Origin of the sequence: Pseudomonas laurentiana (assembly GCF_014648275.1) — a bacterium.
GTDB classification, from domain to species: Bacteria; Pseudomonadota; Gammaproteobacteria; order Pseudomonadales; family Pseudomonadaceae; genus Aquipseudomonas; species Aquipseudomonas laurentiana.
In genome coordinates this window covers 234,107-255,417 of record NZ_BMQU01000004.1, presented here as the reverse complement: position 1 = coordinate 255,417, position 21,311 = coordinate 234,107, and the positions used below count along the sequence as shown (strand labels likewise).

Sequence of the window (21,311 nt, the reverse complement as noted above, 5' to 3'; positions counted from 1 at the left end):
CACTCAACCCAACGCGGCTACCTGAGGTTTGTAACCAAGACGAAAACCACCCCAGTGACGCCCATGAACTTCAATAGGCACTGACAGGTCATGCATCAGCTCACCCGTGTCACGGGTATAGGTCTGCAACAGAACAGCCTGTTGGTGACTACCGCATCGAATGCCTGTCCGATCATCGAACTTGCGCTTACTGCGATTGTGCGCAGTATCAACCGCCTCATCGCCCGTCAATGGCTGATTGAACGCAGCATTGTGCGTCGGCACATAGCCCTGTTGAGTACAAGCGATGGCAAACACCAGACCTTCGTGCGCTTTCAGCAAGGGCTCTTGAATGGCCGGTAGAACCTGATCGGTGTACTGGTCAAAACGGGTGCGATAACGCACGGGCCGGGTGCCCGGAACAGCCTGATAGTGCCGATCGAACAAATCTTCCAGGCTGATACGGCCTTGGGCAACATCCGCCTCAAACTGCTTGGCCATCCTTTGCGCGCCCTCCCGCGCCAGGTCATAGATACGCTGGTGATAGTCGTCCAGGCCGACCTCCGCCAAACGTTCGCTGATGCTCTCGGCCTGTCCTTCCATTTGTACCGCGGCCTTGGCCAGTTGCTGGGTTTGCTGATCACTGACCTGCAAATCGCCACGCATTTGCTCGACAGCACGGAACAAACTGTCGAGTTGGGCCAGATTGGTCTCTGTCCCCTGGGCAATCTCGCTGATCTGTTGCTCCACCCCGGCAGCCAGACCGGCAATGCTGTCGAGTTGCCCACCGGTGTGTTCCACCTGATCCACCCCTGTGTGCAGGTCGTCGGACAATTCACGGATCTGCTCCACGACCTGAGCCGTACGCTGCTGAATATCAGCGACCATCAGCCCGACCTCTTCAGTGGCTTTGGCAGTTCGCCCCGCCAAGCCCCGCACCTCATCGGCCACCACCGCAAAACCGCGACCATGCTCACCTGCACGGGCCGCCTCAATGGCTGCGTTCAGCGCCAGCAAGTTGGTCTGACTGGCAATGGTATGAATCACCAGGGTGACCCGCGCAATATCCTCACTGCGCTGATGCAAGGCTTCGATCAACTCGCGGCTGGCGCTCGCCCGGGCACTCAGTTGATGCATCCGCTGAATCGACTCCGCCAGCACCGAGCGCCCGGCAGCACTGCTCTGGTGTGCTTCACGGGCCGCAGTCAAGGCTTGCTGACTGAGCTGGGAAGTTGCTTGCTCGGTATCGATCATGACATGCGCACTGCTGACAATCTGCGCCGCCGAGTCAAGTTGTGATTGCAGCTTGTCGGCCAGTTGTTTCACGGAAAACGCCACACCCGCCGCTGACAAGGCGTTATGGCTGGTGGTATGCGAAAGATCGCGAGTCAGTTCACCGAGCGGGTCGATAGCACTGTGCACTTCATCCGGCTCACGGCTGCGAAAACGCGGCAGCAACAGGATCAACAAGGCCAGCGGTGCGCAGACATAGAAGGACAGCTCAGCAAATGCCATCGCCGCCAACAGCACCAGCAATGCCAAGCCTTGCAGTGCCACTCCCGCCCATCCCTGCCTTGCTGTGAGTGATTGGCGCGGCGTTAGCACGGACTCTGGCAGAGATCCCTCTCGCATCATGGTTCGAACTCCATAGACACTGTCGTTTTTGTGACGCCATTAAACGCCACTATAAAGCCATTATCTATGCTTCCTTGGACCTAATACGGCCGAGCTTGATACAGGACAACAAATACAAAGGCCCCGGGGTTTGATGCCCGGGGCCTTGAGTGACAACAGCGCGAACGTCAGACCTGACGCTGGTGCTTGTCGATCTGTTCGTGGCGCTCTTGCGCTTCGATGCAGTATTTGGTGGTCGGGCTGATCAGCAGACGCTTCAAGCCGATAGGTTCACCACTGTCATCGCACCAGCCGAAACTTTCGTCGGCAATTCGACCCAAGGCCATCTCCAATTGTGGCAGCAGGCGCTGGTCACGTTCGATGGCGTTGACCAGCCAATGGCGCTCTTCTTCAACCGAGGCAGCGTCGGCAGGATCGGCAGGCGAGTCCAGGCTTTCAATGGCTACACGGCTCTGTTCAATACGCTCCTGGGTTTCGATCTTCATCGACTGCAACAAGCCGGTGAAGAAGGCCAGTTGCTCGGCGTTCATGTAGTCATCGGCCGGCATGGCCAGCAACTTTTCCTTTGTCATTGATTTCTCTATAAAAAATACGTGCATTAAGGCGAATCGAGTGCTGCTCGCGGCAAACGCGCTCAGCGGAATTCTTCAAGCACCATCCGGCACTCAATTTACAGGGGGCGGCAGTCTAAGGCCGAGATTCGTACTCAGCAACATAAAAGACAGCGGATGCGCCTGAAAAACCCAAGGCTCATCATCACCTGATGGCCTGAGGGCGCAGGCTTTATAGCAAATAAAAGGGCTAGCCGGCGTACTACAGAAGACAAACGGCAACGGCCATGCAGTGTGCCTCAGGGCAAGCCGTTCAGATACAGTAACAATTTACTGTGCATCCACATGAATGCGCCCTACCCCAACAGCTGGCTCAACACGGCCCGCAATTTACCGGGTTTCACTGGTTTACTCAGCAGAGGTGCCCCGAGACGCTGCATTGCCAGACGGCTCTGATCACTACGATCAGCCGTAATCATCACCGCTGCAATCGGCTGTCCAAAATGCTTGCGCAGGTCCATGACCACATCACAGCCCGTTACGCCGTGGTCAAGGTGGTAGTCCGCCAGTATCAACTCCGGCTCACGCCCCTGCAGCACCTCCAGTGCGCTCTCACGGTCTGTGGCGATCAGCACCTCACACCCCCACTGGCCGAGCAAAGAAGCCATGCTCTGGAGGATGCTCAGTTCATTGTCCAGTACCAGCAAACGCCGTCCTGGCAACGGATTGCCGATACTTGGCTGCGGCAACACCGCGGCCACCGGCGGGCGTGGCAAATCGCGGGTGAGCGGGACATCAATGCTGAACACCGAGCCGCGCCCCGGCCAGGAACGCACACGCACCTGACAGTCGAGTATGCGGGCAATACGTTCAACAATCGCCAACCCCAGGCCAACCCCCTTGCGATCAGCCGCACGCCCCACGTCGAGCTGATTGAACTCCAGAAAAATCGACTCAAGGCGATCGGCGGCAATTCCCCTACCGTTGTCCCACACCTCAAGCCGCAGGTAATGACCACATCGTCTGGCGCCCAACAACACACGTCCGTGCTCGGTGTATCGACAAGCATTGCTGAGGAAGTTGCGCAGGATCCGCGTCAGCAACCGCAAATCGGTATGAATCACCCGCTGACCGCTGCGCACCCGCAAGCTCAGCCCTGCGGCTTCAGCAACCGGCTGGAACTCCGAGGCCAATGGTGCCAACACCTCATCCAGGCTGTACAGATCAAGGTCTGGTTTGATCGCAGCCTGGTCCAGCCGAGAGATGTCCAGCAGATCCGTGAGCAGGTCCTCCGCCCCTTCCAGTGCCTGATGAGCGCGCTCGACCAACACCTGTTCGGTGGCCGGTAGCACTCGCTCACGCAGGGTAGAGATCAGCAGCCGCGCCGCATTCAATGGTTGCAACAGGTCATGGCTGGCTGCAGCCAGATACTTGTCCTTGCTCCGGTTGGCGGCCTGGGCCGCATCACGCGCGTCAATCAACTCGTTGGTACGCTCGGTGACGCGCTGCTCCAGTTCATCGTTGAGCTGCTGCAAGCGCTCCTGGGCCAGCTTGCGCTCAGTGATGTCGGCAACGAAGCCTTCCACCAGGCCTTCTTCATCAGGCCGGCGCAAGAGGTTCATCACCACGTCGATACTGCTGCCATCACGGCGGCGCAACTGTGTCTCATAGCCAAGCAAGGCGCCGTCGCGCTGCAACACCTGGGTAATCTGCAACAGTTCCGTCGGCCCACCGACAAACAAATGACCGCCCAGGTCCCTACGGGAAAACAACACGGCCTGAGGGTCGGTGTAGCCAAGCATACGTGCCAACGCCGGGTTCGCGGCACGCAGGCCATCGTCCAGGCTGGCTTGAAAAATCCCGTGTACCGCGTGCTCGAACAGCCACTTGTAACGGTTGCGTTCAGCCTCCAGCTCCTCCAGCCGCACGGCCAATTCCGGGTAATGGCTCTTGCGAACCGTATGGTTGCTCAGCCCTAGAAGCCCGGCAAGGGCATCCGCCCCGGGATCAGAGGGCCTCGCCATACACCACCTCGACGTCACGCAGGCTCGATGCACGCGGGTTGGTCAGAATGCATGGATCATCCATGGCATGCTGCGACAGGAACGGGATATCCGACAGACCAACACCATGCAGACCAAGGGTTTCATGGAAGCCTACTGCGTGTTTGAGGGCAATCAGGTGCTCCACCAGGCGCTGGCGAATCTGGTTGTGATTCAAGCCACGGCAATCAATACCCAGCGTCTCGGCGATCACCTTGAAACGCTCGGGTGCGGCGCTGTAGTTGAAGGCCACGACGTGCTCAACCAACACCGCATTGCACAAGCCATGAGGCAGATCGAGGAAGCCGCCCAGGCTATGGGACATGGCGTGCACCGCCCCCAGGATCGCGTTGGAAAACGCCAACCCGGCCTGCATGCTGCCCAACATGATTTTCTCGCGCAGGGCAATATCACCAGGGTTGGCGATCATCTGCACCAGATGGCCGTTGATCAGGCGCATTGCTTCCAGCGCGTGGGGATCGGTCAGCGGCCCGTGGCCAGTAGAAACAAAGGCCTCGATGGCATGCACCAACGCATCGATACCGGTGCAGGCGGAAAGGAACGGGTCCATGCTCAGGGTGGTTTCCGGGTCGATCAACGACACATCCGGCACCACTGCCTTGCTGACGATGGAGAACTTCATCCGTTCCTGCTGGTTGGAAATGATCACGAATTGCGAGACATCCGCCGAGGTTCCGGCAGTGGTCGGGATCAGGATCAGCGGCGGGCTCGGCACACGAATGGTATCGACCCCTTCAAACTCCAGAATATGCCGACCATGCGCTACCACGATGCCAATGCCCTTGGCACAGTCCATCGGGCTACCACCTCCAACGGCGACAATCACATCGCACTGCTCACTGCGGTAACGCTCAGCGCCAGCCATGACCTCCTCGACCCGAGGATTGGGCGACACGTCACTGTACAGGCAGTACTCGATGCCCTGCTCGCGCAGGCTGGCTTCGATATCGGCCACCCACCCCGCAACAATTACCCCTGGGTCGCTGACCAGCAACACCTTGCGTGCACCAAAGGTCTTGGCATAGTTGGCCACATGGTGCCGACAGCCCGCGCCAAAGATGATTTCCGGGGAGACGAATTTACGCAACTGGCTCAGGTTCGGGCTCATGCAACGCCTTCTTGTTTTTTTAAGATAGCGCCAGCCTAAAGCATCGGACCGGGATTGCAATCAGACCGTCAAGCGTAAGTGGCACCGGCCACTGTACACAGTGGCCGGCGGGAGCAGGATCAACGGTTGGCGAAGTACATCGTCACTTCAAAACCAATACGCAGATCAGTGAACGCAGGCTTTTTCCACATAACTCGATCCTCTTCTAGCACCACAGGATTGCGGTGATTTCATTAAACACCTGCCCTGCAAGCCACGCCTCCTACTTTGGGAGCAAATGGCTCAGCGCTTTGGTGCCATATCCTCAACAAGCCACTCAGAGACGTCGCGCACACCTGACGCCCTGAGCAGCACAGCCCCCTCACGCGAGCAATGAGTGGAGCACAAAAAAGCAGCCGCTGAACACTGACAGAAATGCCAGGTATCCAGCGGCCGAAAGGGACGTGATTTAGAAGAAGCCCAGCGGGTTAATGTCGTAGCTCACCAGCAGGTTCTTGGTCTGCTGGTAGTGGTCGAGCATCATTTTATGGGTTTCACGGCCGACGCCAGACTTCTTGTAACCACCGAATGCGGCATGAGCCGGATACAGGTGGTAGCAGTTGGTCCACACACGCCCCGCCTTGATTGCGCGGCCCATGCGGTAGGCACGGTTGATGTCACGGGTCCAGACGCCAGCACCAAGGCCAAACTCGGTGTCGTTGGCAATTGCCAGGGCTTCGGCTTCGTCCTTGAAGGTGGTCACACCAACGACTGGGCCGAAGATTTCTTCCTGGAACACCCGCATGCCATTGTGTCCCTTGAGCAAGGTCGGCTGGATGTAATAGCCCTGAGACAAATCACCCGCCAGACGTTCACGGTCACCGCCGGTCAGCACCTCGGCGCCTTCCTCGCGGGCTACCTGCATGTAGGAAAGGATCTTCTCGTACTGCTGCTCGGAGGCCTGGGCACCCACCATGGTTTCGGTGTCCAGTGGATTGCCCCGTTTGATCTGGCCGATCTTCTTCATCACCGCAGCCATGAAGGGCTCGTAGATCGACTCCTGAACCAGCGCCCGGGATGGGCAGGTGCAGACCTCACCCTGATTGAAGAACGCCAGCACCAGGCCCTCGGCGGCCTTTTCGATAAACGCTGGCTCGGCCTGCATGATGTCTTCAAAGAAAATGTTCGGCGACTTGCCGCCCAGTTCCACAGTAGACGGAATGATGTTCTCGGCAGCACATTTGAGGATGTGCGAGCCCACCGGGGTGGAGCCGGTGAACGCAATCTTGGCAATGCGTTTGCTGGTGGCCAGGGCCTCACCGGCTTCACGACCAAAGCCCTGAACGATGTTCAACACACCCGGTGGCAGCAGGTCGCCAACCAGCTCGGCCAGCACCGTAATCGACAGCGGCGTCTGCTCGGCAGGCTTGAGCACAATGCAGTTACCGGCGGCCAGCGCCGGCGCGAGCTTCCAGGCCGCCATCAGCAGCGGAAAGTTCCAGGGAATGATCTGCCCAACCACACCCAGCGGCTCATGGAAATGGTAGGCCGTCGTGGTGTCATTGATCTCGGCGGCGCCCCCCTCTTGGGCACGGATACAGCCGGCAAAGTAACGGAAATGGTCGGCGGCAAGCGGTACGTCGGCATTCAGGGTTTCGCGAATGGCCTTGCCGTTATCCCAGGTTTCGCTGATCGCCAGCACTTCCAGGTGCTGCTCGATACGGTCGGCGATCTGCAGCAGGATCCGTGAACGGTCCTGCACCGAGGTCCGTCCCCAGGCATCGGCAGCGGCATGGGCGGCGTCGAGGGCACGATCGATATCGGCCGCATTGGAGCGCGGAAACTCCGCAATCAGTTGACCATTGACCGGCGAGCTGTTGCTGAAATACTGGCCGCTCAACGGCGCAACGAACTCACCACCGATGTAGTTGCCATAGCGGGGCTTGAAGCTGACAAGGGCACCGGGAGTGCCGGGTGCTGCGTAAATCATGCGGAAACCTCTGCTGATCGAGGCCTGCCGAGGGGCAGGCAGTGGTTCGATCTTAGCCAGCAGGTCGATGGCCGCGAATGAGCCGTTGGCAGCGGGCGGCTCGTTATTTGGTAGTAGGTCTGGGGGCGTCGTTGTACCTTGGCAAGGCTGGCTCCCACCGCTCAATGTGCAGGAGCAAGCCTTGCCGAGGAGAAGGTGCCTTAACGGTCCTTGAACTGCGCTTCACGCTTGGCGATGAATGCCGCCATGCCTTCTTTCTGGTCTTCGGTGGCGAAGGCGGCATGGAACACACGACGCTCGAAACGCACACCTTCGGTGAGGTTGACTTCAAAGGCGCGGTTGACGCTTTCCTTGACCATCATGGTCATCGGGATCGATTTGCTGGCGATCACGGCAGCAACCTTCAGCGCTTCGTCAAGCAACTCCGCCTGAGGCACAACACGGGCAACCAACCCAGCACGCTCGGCCTCTTCAGCGCCCATCAGGCGACCGGTCAGGCACAGCTCCATCGCCTTGGCCTTGCCTACGGCACGCGTCAGGCGCTGGGTACCGCCCATGCCCGGCAGTACGCCCAGGTTGATTTCCGGTTGGCCGAACTTGGCATTGTCACCGGCCAGAATGAAGTCGCACATCATGGCCAGCTCACACCCCCCGCCCAAAGCAAAACCAGAGACGGCGGCAATGATGGGCTTGCGACGATTGGCGATGCGGTCAGCGTCGCTGAACAGGTCATCGACGTAGATCTGCGGGTAACGCAGGTCGGCCATTTCCTTGATGTCGGCACCGGCAGCGAAGGCTTTCTGGGAGCCGGTAAGCACCACGCAGCCGATGTTCGGGTCGCGTTCGAGCTGATCCAGCGCCTGGTTGATCTCACTCACGATCTGGGCGTTCAGGGCATTGAGCGCCTGCGGCCGATTGAGGGTGATCAGACCGACCTTGTCACGGATTTCCAACAGGATGGTTTCGTACGTCATGCAAACGGCTCCCTTCAAAGATTGCGCGCAATGACCATGCGCTGAATGTCGCTGGTGCCTTCGTAGATCTGGCAAACCCGCACATCGCGGTAGATCCGCTCCAGCGGGAAGTCGCTCAGATAGCCATAACCGCCCAGGGTCTGCAAGGCGTCGGAGCAGACCTTTTCGGCCATTTCCGAGGCAAACAGTTTGGCCATCGAGGCTTCCACCAGCGCCGGACGCCCTGCATCACGCAAGGCTGCGGCATGATGCACCATCTGCCGCGCTACGGCGATGCGCGTTGCCATATCAGCCAGGCGGAATGCGACGGCCTGATGCTCGATCAACGCTTTGCCAAAACTCTGCCGCTCACGGGCATAGTCACGGGCCACTTCAAATGCCGCACGGGCCATACCCACCGACTGTGCCGCAATGCCGATACGCCCGCCCTCAAGGTTGGCCAATGCAATCTTGTAGCCTTCGCCCTCCTCGCCAAGTCGGTTGGCCACCGGCACACGGACGTCGTCGAAAACGATCTGACAGGTGTCAGAGGCATGCTGACCCAGCTTGTCTTCGACCCTGGCGACCTGATAGCCCGGCGAGTCGGTCGGCACGATGAAGGCGCTGATGCCACGCTTGCCGGCGGCCGGGTCAGTCACGGCAAATACGATCACCACACCGGCATTCTGGCCAGACGTGATGAACTGTTTGCAGCCATTAAGCACGTAGTGGTCGCCATCGCGCCGGGCTCGGGTTTTCAGGCTGCTGGCATCGGAGCCGGCCTGCGGTTCGGTCAGGGCGAACGCACCGAGCATGGCGCCACTGGCCAGCGGAGTAAGGAACTGGGCTTTCTGCTGGTCGTTGCCAAACTTGAGGATCGGCACACAGCCCACCGAGTTGTGCACGCTCATGATGGTCGAGCAGGCACCGTCGCCGGCAGCGATTTCCTCCAGGGCCATGGCGTAAGCCAGGTACCCGGTGTCACAACCGCCCCACTGCTCCGGCACCAGCATGCCGAAGAAGCCCAGTTCAGCCATTTCGACCATGGCTTCTTTCGGGAAACGGTGGTCGCGGTCCCACTGTTCGGCAAAGGGCCGCAAACGTTCTTGGGCAAACTGCCGGGCGGCGTCGCTGATCTGCTGTTGTTCGTCATTCACTAACATGGTGGACCTCAATACAGGCATTCAACGGCCATGGCCGTGGCTTCACCGCCGCCGATGCAGATCGCCGCCACACCACGGCGCAGGCCTTTCTGACGCAGGGCCGAAAGCAGTGTGACGATAATCCGCGCACCCGACGCACCGATCGGATGGCCAAGGGCGCAAGCGCCACCGTGGACATTGACCTTGTCATGGGGCAATTCGAGCGCTTGCATGGCGGCCAGGGTAACCACGGCAAAGGCTTCGTTGATTTCAAACAGATCGACGTCGCCGAGGTTCCAGCCGGTGCGCTTCATCAGCTTGTCGATGGCGCCAATCGGCGCAACCGGGAACAGTGATGGCGCATCAGCAAACGCCGCGTGGCCATGGATAACCGCCAGCGGTTTCAAGCCACGTTGTTCGGCCTGGGAACGGCGCATCAGCACCAGCGCGGCAGCGCCGTCGGAGATCGAGCTGGAGTTGGCCGCCGTTACGGTACCGCCGTCGCGAAAAGCCGGCTTGAGTTGCGGGATCTTGTCCAGGCGAGCCTTGGGTGGTTGTTCGTCATCACTGATCAGGCGCTGCTCCTTGCCCACGGTGACTTCGACCGGAACGATCTCGGCGGCGAAGCTGCCGTCCTTGATCGCCTGCTGGGCGCGGGTCAGCGACGCAATGGCGAAGTCGTCCTGGGCTTTACGGCTGAAGCCATTTTTCTCGGCACAATCCTCGGCAAAAGTGCCCATTAGACGACCCTTGTCGTAGGCATCTTCCAGGCCATCGAAGAACATGTGATCGATGATCTTGCCGTGACCCATGCGATAACCGCTGCGGGCCTTGTCCAGCAGGTACGGCGCGTTGGACATGCTTTCCATGCCACCGGCCACCACCACATCGGCGCTGCCTGCCAGCAGCAGGTCATGGGCCATGATCGCGGCCTGCATGCCCGAACCGCACATTTTGTTCAGGGTTGTACACGTAGTGCCCTTGTCCAGGCCGGCCCCAAGGGCTGCCTGACGGGCTGGCGCCTGTCCCAGACCGGCAGGCAATACACAGCCGAACAGCACCTGCTCGACGCTATCGCTGGCAATACCGGCGCGCGCTACGGCCGCACGGATGGCCGCAGCACCGAGTTGCGGCGCTGTCAGGCTTTTAAGGTCGCCCTGCAGCCCGCCCATGGGCGTGCGCACAGCGCTGACAATGACAATTGGATCGTTGGCGAGGGTCATGATGGTTACTCTCTGATTACTTGGCGGCCATGCGCAGCGCACCGTCGAGACGGATCACTTCGCCGTTGAGCATGCTGTTCTCGATAATGTGGCGGACCAGCGCCGCGTATTCCTGCGGGCGCCCCAGGCGTGGCGGATACGGCACACCCGCAGCCAGAGAGTCACGCACTTCCTGAGGCATGCCCGCCATCATTGGGGTCTCGAAGATGCCCGGGGCGATGGTCATCACGCGAATGCCAAACCGCGCCAGTTCGCGGGCCGCCGGCAGCGTCAGGCTGGCAATGGCGCCCTTGGAGGCAGCATAGGCTGCCTGGCCAATCTGGCCGTCATAGGCAGCAATGGATGCGGTGTTGATGATCACGCCGCGTTCACCCTCGGCACCGGCCTCGGTTTCAGCCATGGCCGCCGAGACCAGGCGCAGCAAATTGAAGCTGCCAACCAGGTTAATGTTGATCACCCGGCTGAAGCTGTCCAGGCCGTGCGGGCCCTGCTTACCGAGGATTTTCTCGGCACCGACCACACCGGCGCAGTTGACCAGCCCATGAAGGCTGCCAAAGGCTTCGACTGCGGCATCCACGGCAGCCTTGGCGGGGGCCTCCTGACTGATGTCGGCAACCGCATAACGCGCCTTGGGGCCTAACGCCTGGGCCTTGGCCGCTACCGCCTCGGCATTGAGGTCGACCAGCATGACCTGGGCGCCGGCCTCGATGAGCATTTCGGCGGTGGCCGCGCCTAGCCCGGAGGCCGCGCCGCTGACGATGAAGTTTTTATTGGCAATGTGCATGTTCGGTTTCCTCAGGCGCTGGCGGTCTGGCCCAGCGCTGCTTGTTGTTTGGCGATTTCCTGATTGCGCAGGATGAAGCGCTGCAGCTTGCCGCTCGGGGTTTTCGGCAGCTCGCTGACAAATTCGATTTCACGTGGGTAGGCATGGGCATACAGGCGTTGGCGCACGTGCTGGCGCAAGGTTTCGGCCAACTCGGGGCTGGCGTTATGGCCATTCCCCAGCACCACAAAGGCCTTGACCAGTTCAGTGCGTTCCGGGTCTGGCTTGCCGATGACGGCAGCCTCAACCACCGAAGGGTGCTCGATCAAGGCGCTCTCGACATCGAACGGCCCGACCCGGTAGCCGGAGGTGGTGATCACATCGTCGCTGCGCCCGACAAAGCTGATGCTGCCATCATCGTTCAACTCGACGGTATCGCCACTCAGGTAGTACTTGCCGACAAAGGCCTTGGTCGGCAGGCCGTGGTAACCACCGAACCAGCACAGCGGCGACTGCTCACGGTCCACCGCCAGAATGCCCGGCTGCCCGGCAGGCAGTTCACGCTGTTGCTCATCCAGCACGACAATGCGGTGCCCAGGAACGGCAAAACCTGCGGCGCCCATATGTACCTTGTGCGCAAGGCCATGGTGATTGCACAGGACCATGCCCAGTTCGGTCTGGCCATAATGGTCGTGGATGGGCACATTCAGTTGCTCGGCGAACCAGCGGATCACTTCTGGGTTGAGCGGTTCCCCGGCGCTGCTGACCACCCGCAGGCAGCCCTTGATCGGTGCCGAGAAATCCTCACCGGCAGCAATCAACATGCGGTAGGCCGTCGGCGAACCGGCGAGGTTGGTGATGCCGTATTTCTTGATCACCTTGCAGGTGCTTTCAACACTGAACGGGCCATCGAAGAAGGTCGTCGCATGGCCCAAGGACAGCGGGCCGGTAACGGCATAGTAGAGTCCGTACGCCCAACCCGGGTCGGCCAGGTTCCAGAAAGCGTCTTCCGGGCGCAGATCGATGGCGTCGCGCATGTAGCCCTGGAACGCAACGATCGCCCGCAACGGCACTTCCAGCGGCTTGGCCGGGCCGGTGGTGCCGGAGGTGAACATCAGCAGGAACGGTGCGTCGGCACCCAGCAGTACAGGCTCGCATTCGCTGGACGCAGCATTGAGTTCGGTATGGAAGTCCAGGTCGCCGGAACCCGCCTGGGCGAGCACGGAGATAATTCGCGGGCAACCTTCAACGTCATCAAGCTTGCTGCGGTTGTTACGGTCGGTGATCACCACCTTGGCGCCGGAGCTTTCCAGCCGGTGCTCGATCGCCTTGGGGCCGAACGCGGTGAACAGCGGCTGGTACACCGCACCCAGGCGCCAGGTACCGAGTATCGTCACCAGCAGCTCCACGGTACGTGGCAACAAACCCGCCACGCGGTCGCCGGGGCCAACACCCTGTGCCTTGAGCACGTTGGCAAAACGCGCGGCGCGGGCCTGCAGATCGGCAAAACTGTAGTGCGCACTGTTGCCGTCGCGGTCTTCGCAGTTCAACGCAATACGCCCGTCCTGGGCATGTCGGTCACAGCACTCAACACAGGCGTTGAGCGCCTCAAGGTTACCTGCAAGTGCCTCGGCGGCGGCCTGCTGATAGTTGAAGCTGCTCGCTGCCACGCTGTAGTCACGCATCACCAGACTCCTCGTTTCTTATTTTTGGAATAAACGAATGATCTGTTGATAGTCGCGCTGGTCACCGCCTGCGGCAATGGTCAAAGCGCGCAATCTGGATGACTGGTTTGGCCACTCAGTCGGCGGGCAGAAGAATCAGGCTGCGGTAGTGTCCCGGGTTACTTCCAGTCCATTTGCGGAACGCTTTATAGAAGGAACTGGTGTCGGCAAACCCCAAGCGCGCGGCAATGTCGGCAAAACTCACGTCGGCTTCAGCCAGCCAGGTAATCGCCAGCTCCCGACGCACACTGTCTTTCAAGCCCTGATAGGTCTGCCCTTCATCGGCCAAACGCCGACGCAACGTCGAGGCGGAAATGCACAGGCGCTGAGCCAGGGCTTCAGTCTCGGGCCAAGCAGCGGCAGGCAACGCCCGCAGGTCGTGGCGGATACGCCGCGCCAGGCTGGCCGGGTCGCGGTACTTGACCAGGATGTTGGCTGGCGCTTCCGCCAGAAAGCGCTGCAACTCCTCGACGCTGCGTTTGACAGGCAGATCGAGGCACTCGGCCGCGAAGATCATCCGTGTGCGTGGACGGCCAAATTGAAGGTTCTCGGAGAACATCACCCGGTAATCATCACAGAAGTCCGGCTCGGCACACCGCAACTCGATGGCCAGAATCGGAATACGTCGCCCGGCCAGCCAGCAGGCGACACCATGGACGATCATCCAGAAGGTGAAGTAGGTGAACGCCCGACGAGGGGTATCTTCAGGTTCGCCGACCACGATTTCGGCCAGGCTCTGCTGGCGTACCAGCACCGGCTGCAGGTGCTCCAGCATCAGTGACAGGAAGCTCAGCCCCGACTCCAACGCGGCACCCAACGTGGGCTGCGCCATGGACGAGCGGCACAGGAATGCCAAGCTACCGCTACGCAATCCGCGCGGATCCATGCAGAAAAACTCATCATGGCAACGCCGCGCCAACAGCCGCCACAGCTGCGCATAGGCACTGGCGGGTACGCGAGCCTCGGGCAGACCCAACTGCTGCGGGTCGATACCGACCCGCTTGAGTACCTCGCTCGTGGCGCTGCCTGCCGCACAACTCTGCAACAGGGCCTCACGCACCAGTTGCATGGAGATCGTGTCTTTCTCCGTCATCGCTTGTACTTCACCTTCCCTTGGGTTCCGGCCGACTTCTTAGAGCCCCGCCATCGAAAACGCTTGTTTCAACCCTGGTTCGCCAAATCCAGGAACGCCCGAATCAGGCGCAGTTCCCGGCGCCGCTCCAGACAGCCAAGCATATGCTGGTTGATCAAACCCGGGCCGGCAATAGGCCGAGCCACCACACGCGGGTCGTGGCTGACTTCGACCGAAGCGACAATACCAATGCCCAGTTCCGCAGCCACGGCTTCGGTCACCGCTTCGCGGCTATCCAGCTCCAGCAGCACCCTGGGCTGAATGCCCGCTTCGCTGCAGGCCTGGTCAAACGTACGTCGGGTAATCGAGGTGGGCTCGCGCAGCACCATGATCTGCTTGTCCAACTGATCAATGGGCAACGGCGCAGCGCTGGCAGCCCATTCATGCCCGGCCGGAATCAACGCGCAGATACGCGACGGCCCAAGGCTTTGCAGGTACAACCCCTTACGCGGCTCCACCTCGGTCAACACCGCCACATCGGCATGTTCGGACAACAACGCCGCCAGGGTTTCCTGGGCATTGCCCAGTCGCAGGTTGACCGTAATGCCCGGGTAGCGGGCACGCAATTGCGCCAACATCGGCATGACCCGGTGCGGGCCGTCTGCGGCCACTTCCAGGCGCCCGGTCAGCAACTGCCGGTTGGCTTCAAGCATCGCCTGGGCCTCTTCGGCCAGGCTGAACATGGCACGGGTGATCGCCGCCAGGCGGGTGCCCTCTTCGGTCAACTCGACCCGACGCGCCGTACGCCGCAACAAGGTGATCTGGTAGTGCTCTTCAAGCGCCTTGATGTGCCCGGTAACCGCAGGTTGGCTGATGAACAGGCGATTGGCAGCACGGGTAAAGCTGCCCTCGCGGGCCACGGCATCAAAGGCGCGGAGCTGAAACAGGTTCATCAGTATCGGCCCTACTTATAGTTGGCATAACAACAAACAATTTGATTGATGGCGCACGGAATTGCAACTTAAGCCCCGTACCTTCAGCCCACAGTTTGTGAGGACCACCACCATGAGTACTGCCGCTCCGATTCTGCTGACCCCAGGCCCCTTGACCACTTCGGCCCGTACCCGGCAAGCCATGCTGGTGGACTGGGGCTCGTGGGACCGTGACTTCAACCAACTGACCGCCAGCCTGTGCCAGCAACTGCTGGCCATCATCAACGGCGCAGAAACGCACCATTGTGTCCCTCTGCAAGGCAGTGGCACCTTCGCCGTGGAAGCGGCCATCGGCACCCTGGTACCGCGTGACGGCAACGTACTGGTGCTGATCAACGGCGCCTACGGCCAGCGCCTGGCAAAAATCTGCAAAGTACTGGGGCGTGCCTACCGCACGTTCGAGACCGCAGAGGACGAACCAACCACTGCCGCCGATGTCGACCGCCTGCTGCAAGCCGACGCCAGCATCACCCACGTGGCACTGATTCACTGTGAAACCAGTACCGGCATTCTCAACCCGCTGCCCGACATCGCCCGGGTCGTCGCCAACCACGGCAAGCGCCTGATCATCGATGCCATGAGCTCGTTCGGAGCCCTGCCGATCGACGCCAGCGAAGTGCCCTTCGATGCCTTGATCGCCGCCTCCGGCAAGTGCCTGGAAGGTGTGCCAGGCATGGGCTTCGTCTTCGCCAACCAGGCATCGCTGGCCGCTGCCGAAGGCAACTCGCACTCCCTGGCAATGGACCTGCATGATCAACACAGCTACATGGCCAAGACCGGCCAATGGCGCTTCACTCCGCCCACCCACGTGGTCGCGGCGCTGCACGAAGCCCTGCTGCAATACAACGAGGAAGGTGGCCTGCCCGCGCGTCATCAGCGCTACGCCAACAACTGCAAAACCCTGCTCGACGGCATGGCCGCCATTGGCCTGCGCAGCTTCCTGCCGGCCGAAATCCAGGCGCCGATCATCGTCACATTCCACGCCCCTCGTGATGCACGCTACGCCTTCAAAGACTTCTACGAGCGGGTCAAGGCCAAGGGTTTCATCCTCTACCCGGGCAAGCTCACCCAAGTGGAAACCTTCCGCGTCGGTTGCATCGGCTGTGTTGGTCCGGATGGCATGAGCGCCGCCGTCAATGCCATCGCTGACGTACTGCGCGAAATGGAAGTGCTGGACATCTGAAGCCGTTTTCAACACGCCCAATGGCATGACCGATCGAGGAATTCACCCATGAACTACAAAAACCCAACGCAACTGCAAGCCGCGATCCTGGACTGGGCCGGCACCGTGGTCGACTTCGGCTCCTTTGCACCCACGCAGATCTTCGTCGAGGCCTTCGCCGAGTTCGACGTCGAGGTCTCTATCGAGGAAGCTCGCGGCCCGATGGGTATGGGCAAGTGGGACCATATCCGCACCCTTTGCGACCAGCCGCAGATTGCCGAGCGCTACCGCAAGGTGTTCGGGCGCACCCCGACCGATGATGACGTGACGGCGATTTATGAGCGTTTCATGCCGTTGCAAATCGAAAAGATCGCCGTGCACTCAGCGCTGATTCCTGGCGCACTGGACACGCTTACCGGACTTCGCCAGAACGGACTGAAGATCGGCTCGTGCTCGGGCTACCCGAAAGTGGTGATGGACAAGGTGGTCGAACTGGCAGCACAGAACGGCTATGTTGCCGACCACGTAGTGGCCACCGACGAAACCCCCAATGGCCGCCCTTGGCCGGCGCAAGCATTGGCCAACGTCATTGCCCTGGGCATCGACGACGTTGCGGCCTGCGTCAAGGTCGATGACACCGTGCCAGGCATCCTCGAAGGTCGCCGCGCCGGCATGTGGACCGTCGCCCTGGTCTGCTCCGGCAATGCCCTGGGCCTGACCTACGAAGGCTACCGCGCCCTCGACACGAACACACTGGAAGCTGAGCGCAAGCGTATCCATGGGTTGTTCGAAGGTTCGCGCCCACACTACCTGATCGACACCATCAACGAGCTTCCCGAAGTGATCGCCGACATCAATCAGCGTCTGGCCCGGGGTGAAATGCCGCAAGCGGTTTAAACGCTCAAGGCCGGCTCCCAGAAGGAGCCGGCCTCACCTCAACGCTGATGCAGCGCGACCCATTTCGCATAGCTGTCAATGAACCCTTGCAGGAACGGCCGGGTTTTCTCCGAAAGCCTGCCATGCTCATCGAACAGGCTCGCCGCCCCACCCATATACGCCTCAGGCTGCTGCATGCAGGGTACGTCGAGGAACACCAGGGACTGGCGCAAATGATGGTTGGCACCAAAGCCTCCCACCGCACCCGGTGACACACTGATAACCGCCCCCGGTTTACCACTCCAGGCACTTTGGCCATAGGGCCGCGAGCCGACGTCTATGGCATTTTTCAGCACACCGGGGACCGAGCGGTTGTACTCAGGCGTCACAAACAGCACCGCATCACTGTTGCGAATCTGCTCACGAAAGGCTGCATAGGCCGCAGGGGGTGAGCCATCGATGTCTTCGTTGTACAGTGCCAGTTCACCGATTTCCACAATGCTCAATTTGAGACTGGACGGCGCCAACTCACAAAGCGCGCGAGCAACCTTGCGATTCAAGGACTCCTTGCGCAGGCTCCCCACCAGCACCGCAACTGAATAAACCCGACTCATAGCGTTCTCCAACCTGACAACCCTGGGAACTTTTAGGTATAGACGAACAATGCATCTGCCCAGTTTTTTTCTACACTGGCAAAACTACCGGCAATTAGAGCGGTCTATGCCTGACAGCGCATTTTTACTTCAGAGGTCGCACGCTAAATGACAGCAGTACTGGTCGGACAATTTCATGCACGGGATGCTGAAGGACGTATCTACCCTGTGCATGAGTTCCAGGAATCTACCCTGCAGGCCGATGGAACTGCCGCCTCGCTCCCCGTCACCACGTACCGACTGGCTATCGGTGATCGGGTCAACCACCTGGGCGAAGACCGTTTTGAACTGGTGCAGAGCGGTGTAGAGATCATCCGTATCCCCTGAAACCACTCAAGTTGAAGGCGTGATGCAGTCGACGGTATAGACCCGCCCTTGGGCGGTGTCTTCATGCTGTAGCCCATGCACATCAGCGACAAAGCCGGGAAAGCCGGTGTCGAAGGCTCGTGCAAAGGCCAGGTAGTCAATGATCGAACGTGTCGCCTCAGTGAAACGTTCACCCGGCATGATCAAGGGTATGCCCGGCGGATACGGCACCAGCATAACGGCAGCAATGCGCCCGATCAGTTGATCGATGGGCACCGCCTCCACTTCCCCCCTGATCAGTTTGTCGTAAGCGTCAGCCGGTTTCATGACCACCTCCGGCAAACGGGTGTACAAGCGCTTGAGCTGCTTGGCCGTAGCGTTGCTGCGGTAACAGTCGTGCAGTTGGTCACACAGGTCACGCAGGCCCAACCGCTGGTAGCGCAGCGGGTCCAGGCTGGCAACGCATGGCAGGCTTTCGAGCAGGTCCGTGTTGGCGTCGTAGTTGCGTTTGAACTCCAGCAACTCGGTCAGCAAGGTGCTCCACTTGCCCTTGGTAATACCCATGGAAAACAGCACCAGGAACGAGTAGAGCCCGGTCTTTTCCACCACCAGCCCCCGCTCCCAGAGAAACTTGCTGACCACGGCCGCCGGAATCCCGTGCTCGCCCAGCGTACCGTCCGCGGTCAGCCCCGGCATGACCAACGTAACCTTGATCGGATCGAGCAGCACGTAATCATCCGCCACCTCGCCAAACCCATGCCAGGCTGCCTGAGGCTGCAGCAGCCAGTCGGCAGTGGCTACCGTCTGTGCACCTTCGACCTGGGGTGGCTGCCAGATACTGAACCACCAGTCGTCGGCGGCGATGTGCGCGCGCAGGTTGGCCAAAGCCCGCCGAAAGCTGAGCGCCTCGTCGAACATTTCCTGCAACAGCGAACGCCCGGCCGGACCTTCCATCATCGCCGACGCCACATCGAGCGACGCCAGGATGCTGTACTGCGGCGATGTGGAAATATGCATCATGAAGGCTTCGTTGAAACGATCACGGTCCAATTGCCGCGCCCCGCCGTCCTGCACATGAATCATCGAAGACTGGCTGAATGCCGCCAGCAGCTTGTGGGTAGAGTGGGTGCTGAAGACCAGCGGGCTGTCCGCACTGCGTGACGTCCCCATCGCGAAGCGCCCGGCAAAAAACTCGTGAAAAGCCGCATAGGCGTACCAGGCTTCGTCAAAGTGCAGCACCTCGACACTGTTGCCGAGCATCTGTTTGATCAACTCAGCGTTGTAGCACAGGCCGTCATAGGTAGAGTTGGTCACCACGGCCATCCTGACCTTCGGCTCGCGACCCTGTGCCAGCGGGTTGGCCTCGATCTTGGCCTGAATCGACTCGCGGCTGAATTCACTCAGCGGGATCGGCCCGATGATGCCCAGTTCGTTGCGCTCGGGGCAGAGGTACAAAGGGATTGCACCGGTCATGATAATCGCGTGCAACACCGACTTGTGACAGTTGCGGTCCACCAGCACCAGATCATCGCGAGCGACCATCGCATGCCAGACGATCTTGTTGGCCGTGGACGTACCGTTGATGACAAAGAAGGTATGGTCGGCACCAAAGTTTCGTGCCGCACGCGCTTCGGCCGCAGCCAGTGGCCCCGTGTGATCGAGCAGCGAGCCAAGTTCGGGCACTGATACCGAGAGATCCGAACGCAACGTGTTTTCACCGAAGAACTGGTGAAACGCCTGCCCCACCGGGCTCTTGCGATACGCCACGCCGCCACCGTGCCCCGGCGTGTGCCAGGAGTAGTTGGACTGCGCCGTGTGCTGCACCAGTGCCTTGAAGAACGGCGGCAACAGCCCGTCCAGGTAATTGTGCGCCGCACGTGCCACTTGCCGGGCCAAAAAAGGCACCGTGTCTTCAAACAGGTAGAGGATGCCGCGTAGCTGGTTAAGCTCGCTCATGGCCTCTGCCGGTGCATTCTCCAGCGTCACTTGCTCGCCCAAGGCAAAGATCGGCAGGTGGGGCGCACGCAGCCGCGCCAGACGGATGAGCTCGACCATGTTCTGCAACAGGTGGGTATTCTCGCCCGCACCTTCTGCCGCAATCAGCATGCACGCCAGGCCATGATGGGTGGACGCCACCAGACGCCCTTCGGCGTAATCCACTGCCGATAGAATCGCAAAGCCGTCCTGCGTCAGCTCCTGGGCAATGGCGCGGACGCGCTCACCAGCAACCGTATCAGCCTTGATATCACGGTGAACAATCAGAACGGGAAACTTGAGGTCCTTGTACATGCGCCACCCCACCCTGGAAACGGCAGGCCCGAAGGGCCTTTCACTTCACAGGTTAGAAGGTTGCCGCCAGCGTGCAGGAACGACTTCAGTTCGCGTCGTTCATTTGCTGCCATACCGACGGGCCACCCGCAGACTTGGCGATCGCTTCAAGGCGGGCCACATGGGCTTCAAGCTCGCTGGCGTTGGCGCGAATGATCCGCCCAGGCTGACGATCAGCCGCCAACCGACGAATTTCACTGCCTTGAATACTGTTGCCATTGCTGTCTTCAGCGCCGTCGGCAGCCAACGAGAGGCTGGTCTGCCCACCGGTCATGGCCAGGTAGACATCCGCCAGCAACTCGGAGTCGAGCAAAGCGCCGTGCAGGTCGCGACCGGAGTTGTCGATACCGTAGCGTTTGCACAAGGCATCAAGGCTGTTGCGCTGCCCCGGATGGCGTTCCCGCGCCATCATCAGGGTGTCGAGCACATCGCAATATTGGGTGATATCGGTGCGGTCAGCGTAACCGGCCAAGGCAAATTCGTTGTTGATGAAGCCAACGTCGAACGCCGCGTTATGGATGATCAGCCGTGCACCCTTGATGTATTCATAGAATTCATCGGCGACTTCGGCAAAGCGCGGCTTGCCAATCAGGAACGCATCCGTGATGCCGTGAACGCCAATCGCGCCCTCGTCACTCTCACGATCCGGTTGCAGGTAGACGTGGAAGTTGCGGCCCGTCAGACGCCGGCCAATCACCTCGACACAACCGATCTCAATGATCCGATGGCCGTCGGTAACCGGCATACCGGTGGTTTCGGTATCCAGCACTACCGACCTGTTGTTATGCATCTCCACGCCGGTGATCTCCTGC

19 protein-coding genes are annotated in these 21,311 nt (G+C 60.4%); 3 read left to right on the top strand and 16 right to left on the bottom strand.

Annotated features, from left to right (window positions below):
- Positions 1-3 precede the first annotated feature (3 nt).
- The 13 genes from IE038_RS06505 to IE038_RS06445 form a co-directional block, all read right to left on the bottom strand.
- Positions 4-1,233, bottom strand: a complete 1,230-nt coding sequence (locus IE038_RS06505) for a methyl-accepting chemotaxis protein (RefSeq protein WP_438810753.1) — start codon at positions 1,231-1,233, stop codon at positions 4-6.
- Between the two features lie 548 nt (positions 1,234-1,781).
- Positions 1,782-2,186: a TraR/DksA family transcriptional regulator gene (locus IE038_RS06500; protein ID WP_163931648.1), complete on the bottom strand. Its 405-nt coding sequence runs from the start codon at positions 2,184-2,186 to the stop codon at positions 1,782-1,784.
- A gap of 335 nt (positions 2,187-2,521) precedes the next feature.
- Positions 2,522-4,189 carry a PAS domain-containing hybrid sensor histidine kinase/response regulator gene (locus tag IE038_RS06495; protein WP_163931645.1) on the bottom strand — a complete coding sequence of 556 codons (1,668 nt, stop codon included), beginning with the start codon at positions 4,187-4,189 and terminating at the stop codon, positions 2,522-2,524.
- Positions 4,173-5,336 carry an alcohol dehydrogenase-like regulatory protein ErcA gene (gene ercA / locus IE038_RS06490; protein ID WP_065759911.1) on the bottom strand — a complete coding sequence of 388 codons (1,164 nt, stop codon included), beginning with the start codon at positions 5,334-5,336 and terminating at the stop codon, positions 4,173-4,175. The genes IE038_RS06495 and ercA overlap by 17 nt, the downstream gene beginning before the upstream one ends.
- A 119-nt stretch (positions 5,337-5,455) precedes the next feature.
- Entirely contained in the window at positions 5,456-5,527 is a 72-nt protein-coding gene (gene pqqA, locus IE038_RS06485; protein WP_009394664.1) for a pyrroloquinoline quinone precursor peptide PqqA, read from the bottom strand.
- Between the two features lie 257 nt (positions 5,528-5,784).
- Positions 5,785-7,305 carry an acetaldehyde dehydrogenase ExaC gene (exaC, locus tag IE038_RS06480; RefSeq protein WP_189395341.1) on the bottom strand — a complete coding sequence of 507 codons (1,521 nt, stop codon included), beginning with the start codon at positions 7,303-7,305 and terminating at the stop codon, positions 5,785-5,787.
- A gap of 200 nt (positions 7,306-7,505) precedes the next feature.
- Positions 7,506-8,279 carry an enoyl-CoA hydratase gene (locus tag IE038_RS06475; RefSeq protein ID WP_163931642.1) on the bottom strand — a complete coding sequence of 258 codons (774 nt, stop codon included), beginning with the start codon at positions 8,277-8,279 and terminating at the stop codon, positions 7,506-7,508.
- A 14-nt stretch (positions 8,280-8,293) separates the two neighbouring features.
- Positions 8,294-9,421, bottom strand: a complete 1,128-nt coding sequence (locus IE038_RS06470; RefSeq protein WP_189395340.1) for an acyl-CoA dehydrogenase — start codon at positions 9,419-9,421, stop codon at positions 8,294-8,296.
- 8 nt (positions 9,422-9,429) lie between these two features.
- Entirely contained in the window at positions 9,430-10,623 is a 1,194-nt protein-coding gene (locus tag IE038_RS06465) for an acetyl-CoA C-acyltransferase (protein WP_163931640.1), read from the bottom strand.
- A 16-nt stretch (positions 10,624-10,639) separates the two neighbouring features.
- On the bottom strand, positions 10,640-11,407 hold the full coding sequence (locus tag IE038_RS06460; RefSeq protein ID WP_163931637.1) for an SDR family NAD(P)-dependent oxidoreductase: 768 nt from the start codon (positions 11,405-11,407) through the stop codon (positions 10,640-10,642).
- Positions 11,408-11,418: 11 nt separating this feature from the next.
- Positions 11,419-13,071 (bottom strand): acyl-CoA synthetase, encoded by a 1,653-nt coding sequence (locus IE038_RS06455; RefSeq protein ID WP_189395339.1) that lies wholly within the window; start codon positions 13,069-13,071, stop codon positions 11,419-11,421.
- A gap of 115 nt (positions 13,072-13,186) precedes the next feature.
- Positions 13,187-14,203: an AraC family transcriptional regulator gene (locus IE038_RS06450; RefSeq protein WP_189395338.1), complete on the bottom strand. Its 1,017-nt coding sequence runs from the start codon at positions 14,201-14,203 to the stop codon at positions 13,187-13,189.
- 68 nt (positions 14,204-14,271) lie between these two features.
- Positions 14,272-15,135 (bottom strand): LysR substrate-binding domain-containing protein, encoded by an 864-nt coding sequence (locus IE038_RS06445; RefSeq protein WP_189395337.1) that lies wholly within the window; start codon positions 15,133-15,135, stop codon positions 14,272-14,274.
- Between the two features lie 112 nt (positions 15,136-15,247).
- On the opposite strand from IE038_RS06445, the gene IE038_RS06440 reads away from it, so the two are divergent.
- Positions 15,248-16,357 (top strand): 2-aminoethylphosphonate--pyruvate transaminase, encoded by a 1,110-nt coding sequence (locus IE038_RS06440; protein WP_163931634.1) that lies wholly within the window; start codon positions 15,248-15,250, stop codon positions 16,355-16,357.
- A gap of 48 nt (positions 16,358-16,405) precedes the next feature.
- Complete coding sequence (phnX, locus tag IE038_RS06435) at positions 16,406-17,233, top strand: phosphonoacetaldehyde hydrolase (RefSeq protein ID WP_189395336.1); 828 nt, start codon at positions 16,406-16,408, stop codon at positions 17,231-17,233.
- 38 nt (positions 17,234-17,271) lie between these two features.
- Here phnX and IE038_RS06430 read toward each other — a convergent pair whose 3' ends face one another.
- The gene (locus IE038_RS06430) at positions 17,272-17,826 is read right to left on the bottom strand and encodes an NADPH-dependent FMN reductase (RefSeq protein ID WP_189395335.1); all 555 of its coding nucleotides are present in this window, start codon (positions 17,824-17,826) and stop codon (positions 17,272-17,274) included.
- Between the two features lie 147 nt (positions 17,827-17,973).
- On the opposite strand from IE038_RS06430, the gene IE038_RS06425 reads away from it, so the two are divergent.
- Positions 17,974-18,192: a hypothetical protein gene (locus IE038_RS06425; RefSeq protein WP_065759900.1), complete on the top strand. Its 219-nt coding sequence runs from the start codon at positions 17,974-17,976 to the stop codon at positions 18,190-18,192.
- A gap of 6 nt (positions 18,193-18,198) precedes the next feature.
- Here IE038_RS06425 and IE038_RS06420 read toward each other — a convergent pair whose 3' ends face one another.
- Both IE038_RS06420 and dnaQ read right to left on the bottom strand, forming a co-directional pair.
- A complete protein-coding gene (locus tag IE038_RS06420) occupies positions 18,199-20,460 on the bottom strand; it encodes an Orn/Lys/Arg family decarboxylase (RefSeq protein ID WP_163936721.1) in 2,262 nt (753 codons plus the stop codon).
- 85 nt (positions 20,461-20,545) lie between these two features.
- Entirely contained in the window at positions 20,546-21,289 is a 744-nt protein-coding gene (dnaQ, locus tag IE038_RS06415; RefSeq protein WP_163936819.1) for a DNA polymerase III subunit epsilon, read from the bottom strand.
- Positions 21,290-21,311 lie beyond the last annotated feature (22 nt).

Excerpts from the sequence above, each read along its gene's own strand:
- IE038_RS06505 (WP_438810753.1), bottom strand. The coding sequence starts at position 1,233 with ATGATCGATACCGAGCAAGCAACTTCCCAGCTCAGTCAGCAAGCCTTG.
- IE038_RS06445 (WP_189395337.1), bottom strand. The coding sequence starts at position 15,135 with ATGAACCTGTTTCAGCTCCGCGCCTTTGATGCCGTGGCCCGCGAGGGC.
- IE038_RS06460 (WP_163931637.1), bottom strand. The coding sequence starts at position 11,407 with ATGCACATTGCCAATAAAAACTTCATCGTCAGCGGCGCGGCCTCCGGG.
- IE038_RS06450 (WP_189395338.1), bottom strand. The coding sequence starts at position 14,203 with ATGACGGAGAAAGACACGATCTCCATGCAACTGGTGCGTGAGGCCCTG.
- phnX (WP_189395336.1), top strand. The coding sequence starts at position 16,406 with ATGAACTACAAAAACCCAACGCAACTGCAAGCCGCGATCCTGGACTGG.
- IE038_RS06455 (WP_189395339.1), bottom strand. The coding sequence starts at position 13,071 with ATGCGTGACTACAGCGTGGCAGCGAGCAGCTTCAACTATCAGCAGGCC.
- IE038_RS06465 (WP_163931640.1), bottom strand. The coding sequence starts at position 10,623 with ATGACCCTCGCCAACGATCCAATTGTCATTGTCAGCGCTGTGCGCACG.
- IE038_RS06475 (WP_163931642.1), bottom strand. The coding sequence starts at position 8,279 with ATGACGTACGAAACCATCCTGTTGGAAATCCGTGACAAGGTCGGTCTG.
- IE038_RS06420 (WP_163936721.1), bottom strand. The coding sequence starts at position 20,460 with ATGTACAAGGACCTCAAGTTTCCCGTTCTGATTGTTCACCGTGATATC.
- IE038_RS06500 (WP_163931648.1), bottom strand. The coding sequence starts at position 2,186 with ATGACAAAGGAAAAGTTGCTGGCCATGCCGGCCGATGACTACATGAAC.
- exaC (WP_189395341.1), bottom strand. The coding sequence starts at position 7,305 with ATGATTTACGCAGCACCCGGCACTCCCGGTGCCCTTGTCAGCTTCAAG.
- IE038_RS06440 (WP_163931634.1), top strand. The coding sequence starts at position 15,248 with ATGAGTACTGCCGCTCCGATTCTGCTGACCCCAGGCCCCTTGACCACT.
- IE038_RS06470 (WP_189395340.1), bottom strand. The coding sequence starts at position 9,421 with ATGTTAGTGAATGACGAACAACAGCAGATCAGCGACGCCGCCCGGCAG.
- ercA (WP_065759911.1), bottom strand. The coding sequence starts at position 5,336 with ATGAGCCCGAACCTGAGCCAGTTGCGTAAATTCGTCTCCCCGGAAATC.
- dnaQ (WP_163936819.1), bottom strand. The coding sequence starts at position 21,289 with ATGCATAACAACAGGTCGGTAGTGCTGGATACCGAAACCACCGGTATG.
- IE038_RS06425 (WP_065759900.1), top strand. The coding sequence starts at position 17,974 with ATGACAGCAGTACTGGTCGGACAATTTCATGCACGGGATGCTGAAGGA.
- IE038_RS06430 (WP_189395335.1), bottom strand. The coding sequence starts at position 17,826 with ATGAGTCGGGTTTATTCAGTTGCGGTGCTGGTGGGGAGCCTGCGCAAG.
- IE038_RS06495 (WP_163931645.1), bottom strand. The coding sequence starts at position 4,189 with ATGGCGAGGCCCTCTGATCCCGGGGCGGATGCCCTTGCCGGGCTTCTA.